Origin of the sequence: Lactococcus cremoris subsp. cremoris KW2, assembly GCF_000468955.1 — a bacterium.
Classification (GTDB): Bacteria; Bacillota; Bacilli; order Lactobacillales; family Streptococcaceae; genus Lactococcus; species Lactococcus cremoris.
The window spans coordinates 1,654,646-1,673,068 of sequence record NC_022369.1 but is presented as its reverse complement, the minus strand read 5'-3'; the positions used below and the strand labels follow the sequence as shown (position 1 = coordinate 1,673,068).

The window sequence follows — 18,423 nt, the reverse complement described above, 5'->3', positions numbered from 1 at the left end:
TTTTAATTTCGGAGAATGAAAACCGTTTCTAACTTGTGTTATAATGTGAGTATAAATAAAAAATATGGAGAAATCTTATGTTTGATACTACTGATCAATTGGCTGTAAATACGATTCGTACTCTATCATTAGATGCGATTCAAAAAGCAAATTCAGGACATCCTGGACTTCCAATGGGCTCTGCCCCAATGGCTTATGTACTTTGGAGCAAGTTTCTTAATGTAAATCCAAAAACGAGTCGTAAATGGTCAAATCGTGACCGTTTTGTCTTGTCGGCTGGTCATGGTTCTGCAATGTTATATAGTTTGTTACACTTGGCAGGATATAATGTAACGACTGATGATTTAAAAGGTTTCCGTCAATGGCAATCAAAAACACCAGGACATCCAGAAGTTAACCATACAGATGGTGTCGAAGCAACAACAGGTCCTTTGGGACAAGGAATTGCCAATGCTGTTGGAATGGCAATGGCTGAAGCACATTTAGCTGCACAATATAATAAACCTGGTTTTGATATTGTTGACCATTATACTTATGCCTTAAATGGTGATGGTGATTTAATGGAAGGTGTTTCACAAGAAGCAGCTTCACTTGCAGGTAAATTGAAACTTGGTAAATTGATTCTTTTCTATGATTCAAATAATATCTCTCTTGATGGTGATTTATCTATGTCATTTATTGATGATATTCAAAAACGTTTTGAATCATATGGCTGGCAACATTTATTGGTAAAAGATGGTAATGATTTGGAAGAAATTGCTGCAGCTGTCGAAGTGGCTAAAGCTGAAAAATCTAAACCAACAATTATTGAAGTTAAAACAGTCATTGGTTTTGGTGCTGAAAAACAAGGAACTTCAGCAGTTCACGGAGCCCCTCTTGGAGCTGACGGTGTAGCTTTTGCTAAGAAAGCTTATGGTTGGGATTATCCAGAATTTACAGTTCCTGAAGAAGTATCAAAACGCTTTTTAGAAACAACAGTTGCGCGTGGTGAAGCGATGGAGCAAGTATGGCGTAGCACTTTTGATGATTATTCTGAAAAATATCCTGAGCTTGCTGAACAATATGTAAAAGCTTTTGAAAATGAAACACCAGAGCTTACTTTGACCAAACATGAAAAGGAAACAAGTAAAGCAAGTCGTGTGACTTCCCAAGAAGCCATTCAAGAACTATCTGCTCAAATGCCAAATCTCTGGGGAGGGTCTGCTGACCTTTCAGCTTCAAATAATACAATGGTTAAAGTTGAAGAAGACTTCATGCCAGATAACTATGTTGGACGTAATATTTGGTTCGGTGTACGTGAATTTGCAATGGGTGCCATTATGAACGGAATTGCTTTGCATGGTGGAACTCGTGTTTATGGTGGAACATTCTTTGTCTTCTCAAACTATATGCTTCCTTCTGTTCGGATGGCTGCTTTACAAAGCTTGCCAGTTACTTATGTCTGGACACATGATTCGATTGCTGTCGGTGAAGATGGACCAACTCATGAACCTGTCGAACAACTGGCTTCTGTTCGTTCAATTCCGAATTTGGATGTGATTCGTCCAGCTGATGGAAATGAAGTAGTGGCTGCATGGCGTCGTGCTGCTTCAAGTAAAAGCCGTCCAACCGCACTTATTTTGACTCGTCAAAATCTTCCAGTTTTACCTGATACTTATGAATTGGCTGAAGAAGGTCTGAATCGTGGGGCTTATATTCTTTCAAAAGAAGAAGGAAAACTTGAAGGAATCATCATTGCCACTGGTTCAGAAGTAGCATTGGCTCTTGAAGCGAAGAAGACTTTAGGTTCTGGTATTCGTGTTGTTTCAATGCCTTCAATGAATATCTTTGACGAACAGTCAGCAGACTATCGCGAAGAAATTTTACCTAAATCAGTTAGACGTCGTTTAGCGATTGAAGCTGGAACAAGTTACGGTTGGGGTAAATATGTTGGACTTGATGGTGCAACAGTCACAGTAGACACTTGGGGCGCTTCGGCACCAGCAAATATCGTTCTTCCGGCTTACGGATTTACCGCTGAAAATGTAATTAAAGTATATCAATCTTTAGATTGAGTAATCTATAAAATAAGCTTTGACAGATGTCAAGGCTTATTTGTTTGTCAGTAACATTTATTACTGATAAAATTTACTGAGGGTTCTATTTTGATAAAACGATCAGTAAAAATTGCTGACGAAAATTATTTGTCAAGAAAAATAAAGGAAAATTATAGGTTTTAAATATGGGAATTTTACTTGCAATTCTTGCGGGTGGGGGCTCGCTTTTGAATTTTATGTATGGTCAAAACCAACTGATTCAATATTTACTGACAGCTCTGTCAGTGATCTCCTTGTTTGTTTATCGAGGAAAACGGACAAGAAAGTCTTATCAGAATAATGGCGTATCTATTTTTACAATAAGATTTGCTATTTGTGTTATAAGTTTTGTGGGTTCAGGCTCAATATTGCTTGCCTTCTTGTTTCATTTGAATTAATATGATAGAATAGGTTTATGCGATGAGTCGAATAATTCTACTTTTGTAGAATTTCGAAGCTAAGGAGTGCTGGGAAATTGAGTTTTCCGCGCAGGAAGCGTGAGCATTTGTCAAAATGTGTGAACCTTTTTGACACACTTTTAGTGCCTTAAAAAGCCCTTGTAAAAGGGCTTTTTTTTGTGATTTTATTTATTGAAAGTTAACTAGACTAAAAATGTTTCTGCTAAAGAATTTTTTAACACTATAATTGTATTTTGCAATGTTATTATTAGCAAGAGTTAAGAAAAATATGATAAACTTATAGTGTCACATCTTTTATGTATTTTTAAAAATAGAAAGGAAACTATCATGGATGTTTCATGGATGACAAAATATATTGCTGAGGGATTGGGAACTATGCTTCTCGTTTTGCTTGGTAATGGTACAATTGCGGGAGTAACCCTCAAAGGCTCTAAAAATGAGGGCATGGGTGGCCTTGCAATCGCTTGGGGATACGGAATTGCGATTCTAGTTCCTGTTCTTGCTTTTGCAAATGTTTCAGGGGCTCATATTAACCCAGCAATTACACTTGGACTTGCTTCAGCTGGTCTATTCCCTTGGGCTCATGTTGCGCAATATATCTTGGCTCAACTTATTGGTGCAATTATTGGTCAGTTACTCGTCGTAGCGATTTACAAAGAATACTTTGCTAAAACTAATGACGGAGCAATTTCTTTAGGCGCCTTTGCCACAACTAACGCTTTGGATGATGGTTCAAATCGTGGAAAAGCAATTTTCAACGGTTTTGTCAATGAAGTAATCGGAATGTTTGTATTTGTTTTTGGAATTCTCAGTTTTACAACGAACTTCTTTGGCTCAGAATCAATCAAATGGATGACAAGTTACGCTCAACAACAAGGTGCAGATATCACTTCTAGTGGTACACTTAGCCAAATTTGGGCTTCTGTTTCAGGCGCTTCATCATCTAAAATGGTTGGTGCCCTTGCCATTGGTTTAATGTTTGTTGGTTTGGTTACAGCATTTGGTGGACCAACTGGTGCAGCATTGAATCCAGCACGTGACCTTGGTCCTCGTATCGTTTATAGCTTCTTGCCACAATCAGTTGTTGGTGAAAATAAAGACGCTAAATGGTGGTATGCTTGGGTTCCAGTGGTTGCCACAATCGTTGGTGCAGTAATTGCAGCTACAGTATTTAAACTCATGTTTAAATAAAATGAAAAAAATCTGTCTGATAGGCAGATTTTTTCTTGCCCTTAGAACTTAAAAGCGCTATAATGATTATAATTTACTGAAAAGGACAGACAATTATGACACAATATAATATCGCGGTCGTTGGGGCTACTGGTGCCGTAGGAACAAGAATGCTTGAGCAATTAGAAAAATCTACTCTTCCAATAGAAACCGTACGTGCACTTGCCAGTAAACGTTCGGCGGGTAAAATTGTAGAGTTCAAAGGTCAAGAGCTTGTCATAGAAGAGTTAACTGAGGACAGTTTTGAAGGCATTGATATCGCTCTGTTTTCAGCTGGAGGTTCGGTTTCTGAAAAGTTTGCCCCTTATGCTGTAAAAGCTGGAGCGGTAGTTGTGGATAATACATCGTTTTTCCGTCAAAATCCTAATGTTCCTCTAGTTGTTCCAGAAGTTAATGCACATGCACTTGAACAACATAATGGAATTATTGCTTGTCCTAATTGTTCAACAATTCAAATGATGATTGCTTTAGAGCCAATTCGTCGTGCTTATGGCCTTGAACGTGTGATTGTCAGTACTTATCAAGCAGTATCTGGTGCTGGTCAGTCCGCAATTAATGAAACTAATCGTGAACTTCAAGAAGCTCTTGATGGAAAAGCACTGACAGAATTGTCAGCAGAAATTTTACCATCTGCTGGTGATAAAAAGCATTATCCGATTGCTTATAATGCCCTTGCACAAATTGATGTTTTTACTGACAATGATTATACTTATGAAGAAATGAAAATGACCAATGAAACCAAGAAAATCATGGAAGATGATTCAATTGCGGTTTCGGCAACTTGTGTCAGAATTCCAGTTCTCTATGGTCATTCTGAATCAGTTTATGTTGAAACGAAAAAAGAAGCAGATATTGCTGAGGTCAAGCGTCTAATTTCTGAGTTCCCAGGGGCGATCTTGGAAGATGATGTCGCACATCAAATTTATCCACAAGCCATTAATTCAGTTGGTCGTCGTGAAACTTTTGTGGGCCGTATTCGTCGTGATTTGGATGCAGCCAATGGGATTCATCTTTGGGTAGTTTCTGACAATTTACTCAAAGGAGCTGCTTGGAATTCTGTCCAAATTGCCGAAACGTTGCATGAACGTGGCTTGGTTAGACCAACTAAAGAATTAAAATTTGAATTGAAATAAGGTATTTAAATGAGCTATGTCAGTGATATCCGTAAGAAAATTGGGCATGATCTATTAATTTATATTGGAGCTGGCGTCATTGTTTATGATGATGGGAAAATTCTTTTACAAGAACGAAAAGATAATGGTAAATGGGGTTTACATGCCGGAGGAATTGAGGTTGGTGAAAAACTTGAAGAGACTGCTCGCCGAGAGTTACTCGAAGAAACAGGATTAAAAGCGGGAAATCTTGAGCTTTTAGGGATTTATTCGGGTCAAGACCGCTTTATCACGTATCCAAATGAAGACCAAGTTTATATGCCAGGGATTTACTATATTTGCCGTGATTTTGTAGGTGATTTAAGACCACAAAATGAGGAGGTCAAGCAACTCAAGTGGTTTGAAATTACTGAGATCCCTAAAAATATTCATGAGCCAAATCGACGTGTTATTGAAGATTTTATTCGAAAAATTTCCAAAGAGTAACGATGAAATAATATTTTTGACCTTATTTACTAAAGTATGCTATAATGAATCAAACAAAATTAGAGGTTGCAAAGACGAAAAAATTAGTGGAGCGGTGGACGCATTGAAACTGATGGCGGCGTTCTTTGCCGAAAGAAAAATTGTCACAGAATTTTTCTTGGGCTGTATGGTTAAATCCTACAGACTGTCTTTCTGTCAGTACTGACAGAAGGGGGAGCTAATCAAAATTATTTTTGACGAACTTTTGAGAACCTCTTTTGCATAAAAAGAGGTTCTTTTTGACCTCTTGACAGAAGCTTATCAATAAGCTCACCCAAAAGGAGAAGACATGTCAGCAAAAGAAACAATTGAAAAATTAAAAAAAGCACGAATTATCACGGCTTTAGTGACACCCTTTAAAGAAAATGGCCAAATTAATTTTGAAGCATTTCCAAAACTTGTTGAGGATTTGCTTGCCAGTCATACAGAAGGGCTTATTTTAGCAGGAACGACAGCCGAATCGCCAACGCTCACGCATGATGAAGAATTAGAAATTTTTGCCTCAATTAATCAGCTCGTAGATGGACGGGTTCCTTTGATTGCCGGCATAGGAACTAATGATACTCGGGATTCAGTTGAGTTCATAAAAGAAGTTGCAAAATTAGGCTATATTGATGCAGGACTAGCGGTGACTCCTTATTACAATAAACCTTCCCAAGAAGGTATTTATCAGCATTTTAAAGCAATTGCTACTGCCAGTGATTTGCCAATTATTTTGTATAATATTCCAGGACGAGTAGTGACTGAAATTCTACCAGATACAATTTTACGTTTGGCCCAGTTGGAAAATGTAATTGCAGTTAAAGAGTGTACAAGTACTGACAACCTAGCTTATCTTATTGAGAATGTACCAGAAGATTTTCTTGTTTACACTGGAGAAGATGGCTTAGCTTTTCATGCGAAAGCTCTAGGAGGGCAAGGAGTCATCTCGGTTGCCAGCCATATCTTGGGGCAAGAATTTTTTGAAATGTTTGCTGAAATAGACCATGGCTCGATTCAAGAGGCCGCGGCTATTCAAAGAAAAATATTACCAAAAATCAATGCGCTCTTTAGTGTGACAAGTCCAGCACCAATTAAAACAGTCTTGAACAATAAAGGTTATGCAGTTGGAGGATTACGCTTACCACTTGTCGCTTGTACTGATCAGGAAGCAAAAATAATTATTGAACAAATTGAAAATTAAAAATACCTTTAAAGGTATTTTTTTATTAAAATATTCTTGTCAGTATTCAATTGACTTAATTTTGCCGTTTGTTTCTAATAAGTTTAGAATTGAAGTGATTTCATAATTTTTAGGTAACTTCAAATATAAATCAACTCTCAAACAATTATTTGATTTCTTTTCAACTTTTAAACTGAGAATTTTGACCTGATCATCTTTTAATTGATTTTGAAGAAGTTGAAGTCCTTCAAGGTTTTCCAACTGAAGAATAAGATGGTCACTTGTTGCTGATTTTATCCAACGATAATTCTGATGTAAAATAATTTGAAAGAGCAAGATGAGTAAAGTGGCAACAATACCTATAAAATATAAGCCAGAACCGATTGCCATTCCGATACCCGAAGTCGCCCAAATCCCAGCGGCAGTCGTTAAACCATTTACCGATTGATTGTGAACAAAAATCATCCCTGCTCCTAAGAAACCAATACCACTAACAATTTGAGCAGCTATTCTGGAAGGGTCCAGACTGACCCCATGAGTGCTAATGATGTCCATAAATCCGTATTTGGAGACAATAATCATCAAAGCAGCACTTAAGGCAACAATTAAATGGGTCCGGATTCCCGCATTTTTTGAACGACTATTTCTTTCGTAACCAATCGCATATCCGCAAATTCCGGCTAGGATTAGACGAATCAACCAATCCATTTGTGTTAAGAAAGTAATCTGCATAAAATTTCCTCCTTGTAGTTTAAAACTTACTTTCCATTATATCGCTATTTTAATTAGAAAAAAAGGAAGACTCATAAAAAATGAAACAGACTTGCTTTTTTGCTTGCTTTGGGTTAAACTTATATTAGTGTATTCTCGGTAGAGATTGGAATGCCAATCTCTTTTATTTTAATTCTCATTAGAGTTATCTTTTCAATATCGCTTGTCCCACTCGACCGATTTCGAGAGTGAATAAGGCAAGGAAATTGCAAAAAACAGAACTGTAAATTTACTGACAGAATTTGTCAATAACTTACAGATTCTTTTTATATCGAAAAAATTATAAATTACACTGACAAGAAAGGTTTTTATGTCTAATATTAAAATCACCCCATTAGGTGGTGTACGTGAATTTGGTAAAAACATGTATTTGGTTGAAGTTGAAGAGCAAATTTTTGTGCTTGATGCAGGGCTTAAATACGCTGAAATGGATCAACTTGGTGTTGATTTTGTTATTCCTGATATTACATATCTTTTAGAAAATGCTGACCGCGTAGCTGGAATTTTCTTAACCCATGGGCACGCGGACTCTATTGGCGCTTTGCCTTATATTGTTTCTGAATTAAAAGTTCCTGTATTCGGTTCAGAATTGACAATTGAACTTGCAAAAATTAATGTAAAAAATTATGCTGACAGCCGTAAGTTTAATGATTTTCATGTTGTCACTGAAGATACAGAAATTGACTTTGGTAAAGCAGTGATTTCTTTCTTCTCAACGACACATACGATTCCAGAAAGTTTAGGAATTGTCATCTCAACAACTGACGGGAACATTGTTTATACAGGTGATTTCCGTTTTGACCCAGCAGTTGCCAAAGGTTACCGTACAAATATGCGTCGCTTAGCGGAAATTGGAAATAGTGGCGTTCTTGCCTTGCTTTCATCATCACCGAATGCTTTGTCAACAATGCAATCTGCCAGTGAACATGAAATTTATGAAAAAATTTATGACCACATTGATGACAATGAAGGTCGGGTCATTATTGCTTGTAACGCAGGTAACTTAGGACGAATTCAACAAACGATTGATGCAGCAATCAAGCTCGGTCGTCGTGTCGCCTTTACTGGTGAGGACATGGACCAAATTATTGAAACAGCAACTCGTCTTAATAAATTACAAATTGTTGATAAAAAATCAATCATTAAACCAGCTGAAATCAAAAAATTTGCTGATAATGAATTAGTTATTTTAGAAACAGGACGAATGGGTGAGCCTCTCAAAGCATTGGGAGATATGGCTCATCGCCGTCATAAATACGTTAAAATTAAAGATGGAGATTTAGTCCTTGCTGTGACAAGTCCATCTGTCTCTTATGAAACAACGATTGCTCGTATTGAAAATGAAATCTATAAAGCTGGTGGTGTCATGAAAATGTTGGCTTCAGATTTGAAAATATCTGGTCATGCTAATGCCCGCGACTTACAATTTCTTCTTGATATCTTCCGTCCAAAAAACTTGATTCCAATCCAAGGTGAATACCGTGAACTTAGTGCTCATGCTGATTTAGCTATGGAAATGGATATTTTGCCAGAGCATATCTTTATTGCCAAACGCGGTGAAACCGTAAGTTTGGAAAATGGAGACATGGTTCCTGCTGGAGTCATTCAAGCTGAAAATGTTATGATTGATGGTTCAGGAGTTGGAGATATCGGTTCAGTTGTTTTACGTGACCGTAAAGTCTTGTCAGAAGATGGAATTTTCATTGCGGTTATCACGATTTCTAAGACAGAACGCAAAATTGTCAGCAAATCTCGTGTTCATACTCGTGGTTTTGTTTATGTTAAAACATCGCGTGACTTGATGCGTGAAGCTGGTGAGTTAGTAAATGAAACAGTTGACAAATATCTTGCAGGTAAAGAATTTGATTGGGCAGAAATTAAAGGTTCAATTCGTGATGCTCTTGGTAAATTCTTATATGAGCAAACAAAACGTAAACCGGTGATTCTTCCAGTCGTGATGGAAGCCCGTCAACCTCAAGATTTAAACAAACGTTACACCAAAAAAAATCATAATAAAAAATAAAAGTTACAAAATCTCCTTTTTTTCGTATAGAAAGTTAGGAGGTTTTTTATGTCAAAAAAATCGATTAAGAAAATTACAATGACCGTTGGAGTAGGATTACTGACAGCTATCATGAGTCCTTCTGTCATCAATCAGCAAGTAGTGTTAGATTCATCAGTAGAAGCGGCGAGTGCGAAAATCACCTATACAGATGCTCAGCAAGTTACTTACAGTTTGGATTCAGTAGCAAAAACTGCCGAGGTTACGTCATTTTCTGGTTCGGCCGGTGCTGATATTATCATTCCAGATGTAGTTGTAAGTAACGGTCAAACCTACGCTGTAACTTCAATCGGAACTTATGCATTTTCAAATACAGGAATTCATTCGGTTATTATTGGAAATAATGTTGTGGACATTAATACAAGTGCCTTTCAAACAACGGCTGCCTATTCAGATTATTATAAAAATGCTTTAACAGAAGTTGTTTTGGGACAAAGTGTCCAAAACATAAAAACAGATGCTTTTGCTGGGAATGCTTTGACCAGTATCATATTTCCAAATTCAGTCGTTAAGATTGCAACGAGAGCCTTTGCTAATAATAATCTGACCGAACTTTCTTTTGGACCAAATGTAACTGAAATCATGCCTAAAGCATTTCAAAGCAATCAAATAAGTTCAATCACATTTGATGCTGACTCACTGACAACAGTTGATTCGACAGCATTTTCAGGAAGTCCTGTTTGCTTTTTGACCTTGGGAAATGGAGTGAGTTTAGCTGATGATGCCTTTAATAAAGTTAGTCCTCTTTTTGGACAATTAACTGATTTACCAACAAGTGGCATTCGAACAATTATAGTAGATAGTAATGGAATTTTGGAAAAAAGTTGGACAAATACTGAAAGTTCAAATTCTACAAATAATAACCCAAATAATCCGAGCACAGATGCAGCAATTTCAGATGAAGTAACTGAACAGTCGGGTTTGTCTGATCAAAAATTGACTGATGCTTCTGATAATAGTTCCTCCAACGATTCAACAACAACTTTACCTAATCAAGATGAAAATTTAGAACCTAATTCAGAGTCTGATTCCAGTTCTTTAGGCTCCAACTCGAATGAGGATCCCGCTAATGGTTTAGACTCAGATTTATCAATGGATTCAGCTTCTAATGAACAAAATGATTCTAGTTTAGATTCGACCAGTTCAGTTCCAAAAACTTCAAATGTTGAAAACTCAACCCTACCCTCTTCCGAGGAAACTGATAATCCTGATAATAATTCAGCCCTAAATACATCAGAAAATGAGGGAACCGTCTTGAACCAAGAAGCTAACAATAGTTCACTCGCTTCTTCAACATCGGTAGATCCCAGTAATTCAGGGAATGATTCCAGTGCTCAAGCTAATGAAAATACAAGTCCTATATTATCTTCCCCAGATATAGTTGATAATGCTAGTAATAGTTCAGGTTCAGATGTATCGGCTAGTACAAATCTAAACCCAAAAACTGAAACTCCTCAGACCACTCCTCCAGAGATAATCAAAGGATCAGAAATAGCCCCAATAACTTCAAATACAGAAACCTCAACTTCAAACTCCCCCTCTTCTGAAGCTACCGACAATTCAGCTAGTAATTCTAGTTCAGACTTACCAACAAACCGAGAGACAAATTCGAGTACAACTACCACCACCACAATCCCATCAAAAGGTATCGACTCAGAAACAGCCCCAATAAGTTCAAATACAGAAACCTCAACTTCAAACTCCCCCTCTTCTGAAGTTACTGACAATTCAGCTAGTAATTCTAGTTCAAACTTACCAACATACCAAGAGAAAAATTCGAGTACCACTACCACCACCACAATCCCATCAGAAGGTATCGACTCAGAAACAGCCCCAATAAGTTCAAATACAGAAAATTCGACCTCAAACTCACTCTCTTCTGAAGCTACTGACAAGTCAGCTAGTAATTCTAGTTCAGACTTATCAACAAACCAAGAGAAAGATTTAAAGACAGAAGAAAATGCTCCATCAATAACTGTAGAAACTAGTAATGAAAAATCATCCCAAACAGGTTCAACTACAGAAAGTTCAAAACCGGATTCTGCCCTAACCAATAGTTCTGATGGAAGTTCTAGTCCAGAATCACTGACTGACAAAAAAACTAGTTCAAGTTCAGAAATCAAAACGGACCAATCTGCCCCAACTTTTGAGTCAGAAGGAAGTCCAACTACGAACACAAGTGTTATTAATAAAATTACCGAAAGTAGAAAAGATACAGAAGAAACAATAGCTATATCAGCTCAAAGTAAAGTTGATTCTAATAAATCTGCTACTGCAAATTTATCAAAAGAATTGGATAAAAACCAACTAGTTGATGAAAAGCCACTAAAAGAGTCACCTGATAAGTCAGCTGATTCAGGCAAACAGCTTCCAAATGCTCCAGCAAATAGTCAGGAGAGCAGTGATAAAGCAGCCAGTCCACAAAACATTTTACAAATATTGCCTAATTTACCTGAAAAAAATACGATTAATAAAGTCGAGCCAGAGGATTCAAATTCACACTTAACAGAACAAAATCCGGCTCAGAATTTGAAAGAAATTCTGCCTATACTAAAAAACAGTCCGATAGATTCAGCGAACATTGACCAAGGAATAATTAAAAAAATATTAAAGTTCAATAAAGAGGTCCAAAAGAGTCAGTCACAACTTTCGAAAGATTTACCGCTAGCTTTAGATTCAGATAAAATCAGTAATGTAAAATTAATAGCTAAAGATAAGCAAAATCAAAATGAGGATGAAAGTTGGAAAACAAGTCCTGACTTTGACAGGATTGCAGTGGAAAAGAGCGAAATGACTTTGACAACTCCTGATTCTAGCACTCAAAATTCGGATATTTCAAGTAAGAGTGATAGTGATAATTTGAACCAGGAAGGACAATTCAATATAGAAAATCGAGATAAATTGTTTTCTGAAAGAGAAGAAGCTGGCGCGATAATTAGTGATAATCATAAACTAAGTAACACTAATGTACTAAGTAAAAATAATTCAAAAATTAAGCTTTTCATTAGTCTTTTAATAATAATCATTGGAAGTGCTATAGGATGGTTCATTATATTTTTCAAAAAGAGAAAAAAAGGTAATAACTAAAACTTTAGATGTATTCAAATTTAAGTAAAGAAATGTTATAATGAAGTAATTGTAAAAAATAGAATTGGATTATAAAATATGGCATTTGAAAACTTAACTGAACGTTTACAAAACGTTTTTAAAAATCTGCGTGGAAAGAAAAAAATTACTGAGACAGACGTCACAGAAATTACAAAAGAAATTCGAGTAGCTCTTCTTGAAGCCGACGTTGCTCTCCCAGTTGTCAAAAAATTTATTAAGGCAATTCGTGAGCGAGCTGTCGGTGTTGAAGTATCAGAGGCTTTGAACCCAGCTCAACAAGTTATCAAAATTGTTGATGAAGAATTAACAGCTATCTTAGGCGGTGGTGAAGCCGAATTACTCAAATCTCCTAAAATCCCAACAATTATCATGATGGTTGGTTTGCAAGGGGCAGGTAAAACAACCTTTGCTGGTAAACTTGCAAAAAAACTTAAAGAAGAACAAAATGCTCGCCCACTGATGATTGCAGCCGACGTTTATCGTCCGGCAGCGATTGACCAATTAAAAACCTTGGGAGAACAACTTGACATTCCTGTTTATGATGAAGGAACGTCTGAAAAGCCCGTTAATATTGTCCGTAATGGTCTTTTAAAAGCTCAAGAAGAACGTAAAGATTATGTGTTGATTGATACGGCAGGTCGTCTTGAAATTGATGATACATTGATGAATGAGCTTCAAGAAATTAAAGCACTTGCGCAACCAACAGAAATTTTACTCGTTGTTGATGCGATGACTGGTCAAGTGGCCGCACAAGTGGCTAAAACTTTTGATGAAAAATTAGATATTACCGGTGTTATCATCACCAAACTCGATGGGGACACACGTGGTGGTGCGGCTTTATCAATTCGTGAAATTACCGGAAAACCTATTAAATTTACAGGTACTGGTGAAAAATTAACCGACCTTGAAGTTTTCTACCCTGATCGTATGAGCTCAAGAATTCTTGGTATGGGTGATATGCTCACTTTGATCGAGAAGGCGCAAGCTAATTATGATGAGGAACAATCTGCAAAACTCGCTGAAAAAATGGCTGATAACCGTTTTGATTATGAGGATTTTGTTGAGCAACTAGATCAAGTTACAAATATGGGACCAATGGAAGATATTATGAAAATGATTCCAGGAATGTCACAAATGCCTGGCTTGGATAAAGTTAAAGTTGATCCTAAAGATGTTGCTAGAAAACGAGCAATGGTATTGTCAATGACCCCAGCTGAACGTCATTTAGAAGCAGAACTATCGCCAGCTCGTCGTCGTCGAATCGCCGCAGGTTCTGGGAATTCATTTATTGAAGTAAATAAATTCATTAAGCAATTTAATCAATCCAAAGAAATGATGCAAGGAATCATGAATGGTGATATGAATGCGATGATGCAAAAAATGATGGGTGGAGCTGGTGGACAAATGCCAAATATGCCAACCGGTTCTGGAATGCCAGATATGTCAGCCTTGGGAGATTTACAAGGAATGATGGGAAATGGTTCCGCAAACGGAATGCCAGATATGAGTTCTATGTTTGGTGGTGGTTTGAAAGGTAAAGCAACTGAATTTGCTATGAAGCAAGCCATGAAACGTGCTCAAAAGAAAATGAAAAAAGGTAAGAAAAAACGCTAAGAAATAAAAAAACAGGAATTTCTCCTGTTTTTTTTATTTAATCATTTTTTCTTTCTGGGCATACTCGGATTTAAGAATCCCCATGAAATAACTGTCATGATATTTTCCACCGGCGAAAAATTGTTCTTTAATCGTTCCCTCAATTTTAAAACCTAATTTTTTATAAATATGAACGGCAGGGGCATTGTCGATATCTACCCACAAATAAACTTTGTGCATGTTTAGAGTATTGAAGGCATAATCAACACCGGTTTTTAGGGCCTTTTGGGCATAGCCTTTTCCAGAAAAACCACCAATAATGATAATTTGAATTTCACAAGTACGATGAATATAATCAATCGACATTAGCTCAACAATGCCCACAAATGTATCGTTGGCTTCAATCACAAATCGTCTTTCTGTATTATCATGGATATGTTTATCGTAAAGACTGGTTAATTCATCTAATGATTCATAGGGTTCCTCAAACCAAAGACGCATGGTTTCAGCCTTATTATTAATAATATGAATGTTTCTTAAATCTGTTCGTTCTAAGGCTCTAATTCTCATTGTTGTTTCGTTCGTTAATGTCGTCATTTTTCTTACTCCTTGTTTGAATTTTCTTCTTAAAAATAAAAAGTCTTGTTATTTAATTATAACAAGACTCAAAATTTTAAGCGACTATTTAAAAAGCCCAAAACCACCATTCCAAGATATTTTTTCAGAAGCGGCTAGGCTAATCTGCAAAAATCCTAATGCTTCAAGTTCACGTGCACGTTTAAGAGAACCAGCATCAACCAGCGATAAGCCACTCTTTTCAAGAGCACGAAAGATTTGTTCTTTGGCTTGTTGACTATCGCTTGCTAAAAGAACAGTTGTTTGGTGTTTGTTTGAGACTTTTTTTGTTGCTAAAGTTTCGGAAAAGCTTGTATTAAATGCTTTGGCAACGGTGGAATTTGGGAGTTTGTCAGCAATAATTGCAGCGGCAGAACTATCAGCTGGCACTAGAAGGTCATCAAATGTAGAAAAATCAACAGGGTTAGTAATATCAACAATTATTTTACCATCAAGCTCGTCTGCATATTCGTTGATAATTTCTTCAAGCGCACTATAAGGAACTGCAAAAACGACAATTTCTCCTAGAGGTGATTTGTCTGAATCCGATAAGATGTAATTGACTGCATTTCCGGAAGTGGTAAAATTATCACCAATTGCTGTCCCCATCTTCCCTTTACCAAAAATACTAATATCCATGATATTCCTCCTCTTAATTATGTATTTTAGTTATTAATTTGATTATATCACTGAAAAAATTAAATCTATAATAATCTTACTCGATAAGAGACAAATTAACTAAAAGGCAAAAATATAATGAGATTTTATTGACATTAGCTGAATATTTATGTGATAATATTTAGATATATCTTTTGGAAGTAGGGGTTAAAAATATGAATTCGGAATTGACTTTTAGGCAAGGATTAAAGGATACTTTGCCAACAGTTTTTGGATATATTGGTATCGGAGCAGCATTTGGAATGATCGGTCATAGTGCAGGGTTTAGTGCGTGGGTAATTTTATTACTTTCACTGATTGTTTATGCAGGTTCAGCACAATTTATTATTATTACCATGCTTGCAGTTCATAGTCCACTTTTATCGATTGTATTGAGTGTGTTTTTAGTTAATTCACGAATTATTTTGATGTCTATGACGACAGCCTCTTATTTTAAAAATGAAAGTTTATTAAAAAATATCTTTATTGGAACTTTGCTGACAGATGAAACTTTTGCTCTGGGGATGAATAAACAAAATTATACTGAGGGTAAGTTAAGTTTTTCTTGGTTTAATGCCTCGAACATACTGGCATATACGGTTTGGGCTTTATCTAGTCTCATAGGCGCACTTCTAGGAAATTTATTAACAAATCCAGAAAAGTTGGGGCTGGGTTTTGCAATTATTGCAATGTTTATTGGTTTACTCTATTTGCAACTTATTGGTGATAAGACTTTAGGCTTGAAATTACAATTGTTGATGGTTGGGATTACTTTAATCTTATTTTATTTTGGACTAATTTTTATTCCAAGTAATTTATTGATTTTATTTGTCACTTTGCTTGTTTGTGCTATAGGAGTGGGGGTAAAACATGTATTCTTTTAATTTTGTTATGCTGACGATTATTATATGTGGACTTGTCACTTTACTCTCAAGAATTTTACCATTTATTTTACTCAAAAATGTTAACTTACCTCAGCCTCTTGTAGAATATTTGAGTTTCGTTCCCGTAGTTATTATGTCCGCTTTGTGGATTTCTAATCTTTTTGTTCAACATTTAGGACATTTTCCTTCTGTAAATTGGACTAATTTATTGGCTTCATTACCGACAATTATTGCTGCAATTTTAAGCAAAAACTTATTGGTCATTGTCCTTGTGGGAATTATCTCTCTCGCATTAATTCAAGTTATTTTATAGAAAGTCAAAAAAGAATCTTTAAATTACGGATTCTTTTTATCTTTTAATGAGACTAATATTTTGTTAGAATAAGATGAGATGTCAAAGTTTCTTTACATCTGAAAAGGAGATTAGAATGATTCAACTGGATATAAATACTAAACTTTATGATTTAGCAACCGCTCATCCTGAGATTATTGATTTAATGGACGGCTTGGGGTTTCATGAGATAAAAATGCCTGGTATGCTACAAACTGCGGGAAGAATGGCAACGATTCCCATGGGTGCAAAAATGAAACATATTGATTGGGATAAAATTGTTTATGTTTTTGCTGAAGCTGGTTTTGAATTTTCAAAACCGATGGAGGAAGAAAAATGACTGACATGAAAAAATCAACAACAATGGAGCGTCAAAAAAGAATTGTCGAAATTTTAAGGCTTTTGCATGAGGGTGGTTCATTTGAGGAGGCAAAACAAATCTTCAATGAAGAGTTTGATGGAGTTGATGTGTCTGAAATTACCGGTGCTGAAAAAGCATTAATTCAAGGAGGACTCAATCCGTCAGAAATTCAAAAATTATGTAATATTCATGCGGCTGTTTTTAAGGGTTCAATCAAAGATATCCATCAGTCTTCTTTAGAAGAAAATATTCCAGGTCATCCAGTTCATACAATGAAACTCGAAAATCAGGTGATTGCTTCCTTACTAAATGACGAAATTCGTTGGGTCTTTTCTAAAATTGAAAAAGGAGATTGGACTTTGAAGGGTCGTTTACTTGCGGCAGTGGAAGACTTATATAATATTGATAAGCATTATGCTAGAAAAGAAACATTGATTTTTTCTTTTATGGAAAAATATGGAATCACTGCGCCACCAAAAGTGATGTGGGGTGTAGATGATGCCGTGCGAGAGATGAATAAAGAAGTCATTGCTTATTTAAAAACAGACAAAACAGCTTTAAACCCATTACGCGAAATGCTGGAAAATTTACTGACAGAAATTGAAGAGATGATTTTTAAAGAAGAAGCAATCATGATTCCAATGTGTTTAGATGTTTTTTCTTTAAAGGATTGGGAACAGATTGAGGAGGATTCTAATGAAATTGGTTATTCATTTATTGCAGAACCTTTAAAATGGCAAGCGTCTAAGGAATCAATTGCAAAGGAAAAAGAACGGGAACCACAAAGGCTTGTGGCGATTGAGTCTGCTAAAGCAATGACAGCAGATATTGCCAATGAGGGAGCTCCTAAAGTTGTTAAATCAAAAGAGCTAAAGCGTCAATATGATTGGGAAAAGGTAGAAAGTGAGGGAGTTGTTGTTTTGCCAACTGGAATGATGCACCTCAATGAATTGACAGCTTTATTTAATGTTCTACCTGTTGACTTGAGTTTTGTTGATAAAGAGGATATTGTTCGGTTTTTCTCTGGGGGAGAACGAATTTTCCCACGCGCAAAATCTGTGATTGGACGGCGTGTCATTGACTGTCATCCGCCAAAATCAATGGCTGTGGTTGAAAAAATATTGGAAGACTTTAAATCAGGTGCGCGTGATCAGGCTGATTTTTGGATTGATCTGCATCGTTTTAATAAAAAAGTTTATATTCGCTACTTTGCGATGAGGGATGAAGAAACAGGAGAATATCTGGGGTGTTTGGAAGTTTCGCAAGATATTACGGCCATTCAGAACTTGGTAGGAGAAAAGCGTTTAGATGGTCATGAAAAAACGACTTCTGAATATGAGAATCAAGTAGCTAAATCAATGAAAAAAAATACTGACAAAGTTGCCAGCGGTGAAATGCCTGATTTTGTTAAAAAGATGCTAGCTGACAAATAGACTTTTGTTTGAGAAGATAAATTTTCTAGCCGATAAGTTAAAAATTGCTGATGGACTCTTTTCTTGATAACATTAGGACCGAAAA

16 protein-coding genes are annotated in these 18,423 nt (G+C 36.3%); 13 read left to right on the top strand and 3 right to left on the bottom strand.

The annotated features are described in order from the left end of the window. Positions 1–77 precede the first annotated feature (77 nt). The 6 genes from tkt to dapA all read left to right on the top strand — a co-directional run bounded on the left by tkt (position 78) and on the right by dapA (position 6,544). A complete protein-coding gene (gene tkt, locus KW2_RS07890; RefSeq protein WP_021037578.1) occupies positions 78–2,054 on the top strand; it encodes a transketolase in 1,977 nt (658 codons plus the stop codon). A gap of 167 nt (positions 2,055–2,221) precedes the next feature. After that, on the top strand, positions 2,222–2,473 hold the full coding sequence (locus KW2_RS07885; RefSeq protein WP_011676663.1) for a hypothetical protein: 252 nt from the start codon (positions 2,222–2,224) through the stop codon (positions 2,471–2,473). 348 nt (positions 2,474–2,821) lie between these two features. Next, positions 2,822–3,685: an MIP/aquaporin family protein gene (locus KW2_RS07880; RefSeq protein WP_011834832.1), complete on the top strand. Its 864-nt coding sequence runs from the start codon at positions 2,822–2,824 to the stop codon at positions 3,683–3,685. A gap of 95 nt (positions 3,686–3,780) precedes the next feature. Then, positions 3,781–4,857 carry an aspartate-semialdehyde dehydrogenase gene (locus KW2_RS07875; protein ID WP_021037577.1) on the top strand — a complete coding sequence of 359 codons (1,077 nt, stop codon included), beginning with the start codon at positions 3,781–3,783 and terminating at the stop codon, positions 4,855–4,857. Positions 4,858–4,866: 9 nt separating this feature from the next. After that, positions 4,867–5,322: an NUDIX hydrolase gene (locus KW2_RS07870; RefSeq protein WP_021037576.1), complete on the top strand. Its 456-nt coding sequence runs from the start codon at positions 4,867–4,869 to the stop codon at positions 5,320–5,322. Between the two features lie 328 nt (positions 5,323–5,650). After that, positions 5,651–6,544, top strand: a complete 894-nt coding sequence (dapA, locus tag KW2_RS07865; RefSeq protein WP_021037575.1) for a 4-hydroxy-tetrahydrodipicolinate synthase — start codon at positions 5,651–5,653, stop codon at positions 6,542–6,544. Positions 6,545–6,583: 39 nt separating this feature from the next. Here the strand turns inward: dapA and KW2_RS07860 are convergent, their stop codons facing one another. Next, positions 6,584–7,255 carry an MgtC/SapB family protein gene (locus tag KW2_RS07860; RefSeq protein ID WP_021037574.1) on the bottom strand — a complete coding sequence of 224 codons (672 nt, stop codon included), beginning with the start codon at positions 7,253–7,255 and terminating at the stop codon, positions 6,584–6,586. Positions 7,256–7,604: 349 nt separating this feature from the next. On the opposite strand from KW2_RS07860, the gene KW2_RS07855 reads away from it, so the two are divergent. The 3 genes from KW2_RS07855 (at position 7,605) to ffh (ending at position 14,078) form a co-directional block, all read left to right on the top strand. After that, positions 7,605–9,317, top strand: coding sequence for a ribonuclease J (locus tag KW2_RS07855; protein ID WP_011834838.1), 1,713 nt, complete (start codon positions 7,605–7,607; stop codon positions 9,315–9,317). Positions 9,318–9,365: 48 nt separating this feature from the next. After that, positions 9,366–12,443 carry a leucine-rich repeat protein gene (locus KW2_RS07850; protein ID WP_021037573.1) on the top strand — a complete coding sequence of 1,026 codons (3,078 nt, stop codon included), beginning with the start codon at positions 9,366–9,368 and terminating at the stop codon, positions 12,441–12,443. Between the two features lie 78 nt (positions 12,444–12,521). Next, positions 12,522–14,078 carry a signal recognition particle protein gene (ffh, locus tag KW2_RS07845; protein WP_011676655.1) on the top strand — a complete coding sequence of 519 codons (1,557 nt, stop codon included), beginning with the start codon at positions 12,522–12,524 and terminating at the stop codon, positions 14,076–14,078. A 33-nt stretch (positions 14,079–14,111) separates the two neighbouring features. Here ffh and KW2_RS07840 read toward each other — a convergent pair whose 3' ends face one another. Both KW2_RS07840 and KW2_RS07835 read right to left on the bottom strand, forming a co-directional pair. Beyond that, entirely contained in the window at positions 14,112–14,654 is a 543-nt protein-coding gene (locus tag KW2_RS07840) for a GNAT family N-acetyltransferase (RefSeq protein WP_011834841.1), read from the bottom strand. Positions 14,655–14,738: 84 nt separating this feature from the next. Then, on the bottom strand, positions 14,739–15,314 hold the full coding sequence (locus tag KW2_RS07835) for an NADPH-dependent F420 reductase (protein WP_144063211.1): 576 nt from the start codon (positions 15,312–15,314) through the stop codon (positions 14,739–14,741). A gap of 191 nt (positions 15,315–15,505) precedes the next feature. Between KW2_RS07835 and KW2_RS07830 the strand changes: the two genes are divergently transcribed. The 4 genes from KW2_RS07830 (at position 15,506) to KW2_RS07815 (ending at position 18,338) form a co-directional block, all read left to right on the top strand. Then, complete coding sequence (locus KW2_RS07830; RefSeq protein WP_011834842.1) at positions 15,506–16,213, top strand: AzlC family ABC transporter permease; 708 nt, start codon at positions 15,506–15,508, stop codon at positions 16,211–16,213. After that, on the top strand, positions 16,200–16,526 hold the full coding sequence (locus KW2_RS07825; RefSeq protein ID WP_011676650.1) for an AzlD domain-containing protein: 327 nt from the start codon (positions 16,200–16,202) through the stop codon (positions 16,524–16,526). Before KW2_RS07830 ends, KW2_RS07825 begins: the two co-directional genes overlap by 14 nt. A 115-nt stretch (positions 16,527–16,641) precedes the next feature. Continuing rightward, a complete protein-coding gene (locus KW2_RS07820; RefSeq protein ID WP_011834843.1) occupies positions 16,642–16,884 on the top strand; it encodes a DUF1858 domain-containing protein in 243 nt (80 codons plus the stop codon). After that, a complete protein-coding gene (locus KW2_RS07815; protein ID WP_011834844.1) occupies positions 16,881–18,338 on the top strand; it encodes a DUF438 domain-containing protein in 1,458 nt (485 codons plus the stop codon). Before KW2_RS07820 ends, KW2_RS07815 begins: the two co-directional genes overlap by 4 nt. Positions 18,339–18,423: the final 85 nt, after the last annotated feature.

Coding starts and splice junctions, on each gene's coding strand:
- KW2_RS07830 (WP_011834842.1), top strand. CDS start 15,506: ATGAATTCGGAATTGACTTTTAGGCAAGGATTAAAGGATACTTTGCCA.
- KW2_RS07815 (WP_011834844.1), top strand. CDS start 16,881: ATGACTGACATGAAAAAATCAACAACAATGGAGCGTCAAAAAAGAATT.
- KW2_RS07850 (WP_021037573.1), top strand. CDS start 9,366: ATGTCAAAAAAATCGATTAAGAAAATTACAATGACCGTTGGAGTAGGA.
- KW2_RS07820 (WP_011834843.1), top strand. CDS start 16,642: ATGATTCAACTGGATATAAATACTAAACTTTATGATTTAGCAACCGCT.
- ffh (WP_011676655.1), top strand. CDS start 12,522: ATGGCATTTGAAAACTTAACTGAACGTTTACAAAACGTTTTTAAAAAT.
- KW2_RS07855 (WP_011834838.1), top strand. CDS start 7,605: ATGTCTAATATTAAAATCACCCCATTAGGTGGTGTACGTGAATTTGGT.
- KW2_RS07840 (WP_011834841.1), bottom strand. CDS start 14,654: ATGACGACATTAACGAACGAAACAACAATGAGAATTAGAGCCTTAGAA.
- KW2_RS07825 (WP_011676650.1), top strand. CDS start 16,200: ATGTATTCTTTTAATTTTGTTATGCTGACGATTATTATATGTGGACTT.
- KW2_RS07870 (WP_021037576.1), top strand. CDS start 4,867: ATGAGCTATGTCAGTGATATCCGTAAGAAAATTGGGCATGATCTATTA.
- KW2_RS07880 (WP_011834832.1), top strand. CDS start 2,822: ATGGATGTTTCATGGATGACAAAATATATTGCTGAGGGATTGGGAACT.
- tkt (WP_021037578.1), top strand. CDS start 78: ATGTTTGATACTACTGATCAATTGGCTGTAAATACGATTCGTACTCTA.
- KW2_RS07885 (WP_011676663.1), top strand. CDS start 2,222: ATGGGAATTTTACTTGCAATTCTTGCGGGTGGGGGCTCGCTTTTGAAT.
- dapA (WP_021037575.1), top strand. CDS start 5,651: ATGTCAGCAAAAGAAACAATTGAAAAATTAAAAAAAGCACGAATTATC.
- KW2_RS07875 (WP_021037577.1), top strand. CDS start 3,781: ATGACACAATATAATATCGCGGTCGTTGGGGCTACTGGTGCCGTAGGA.
- KW2_RS07860 (WP_021037574.1), bottom strand. CDS start 7,255: ATGCAGATTACTTTCTTAACACAAATGGATTGGTTGATTCGTCTAATC.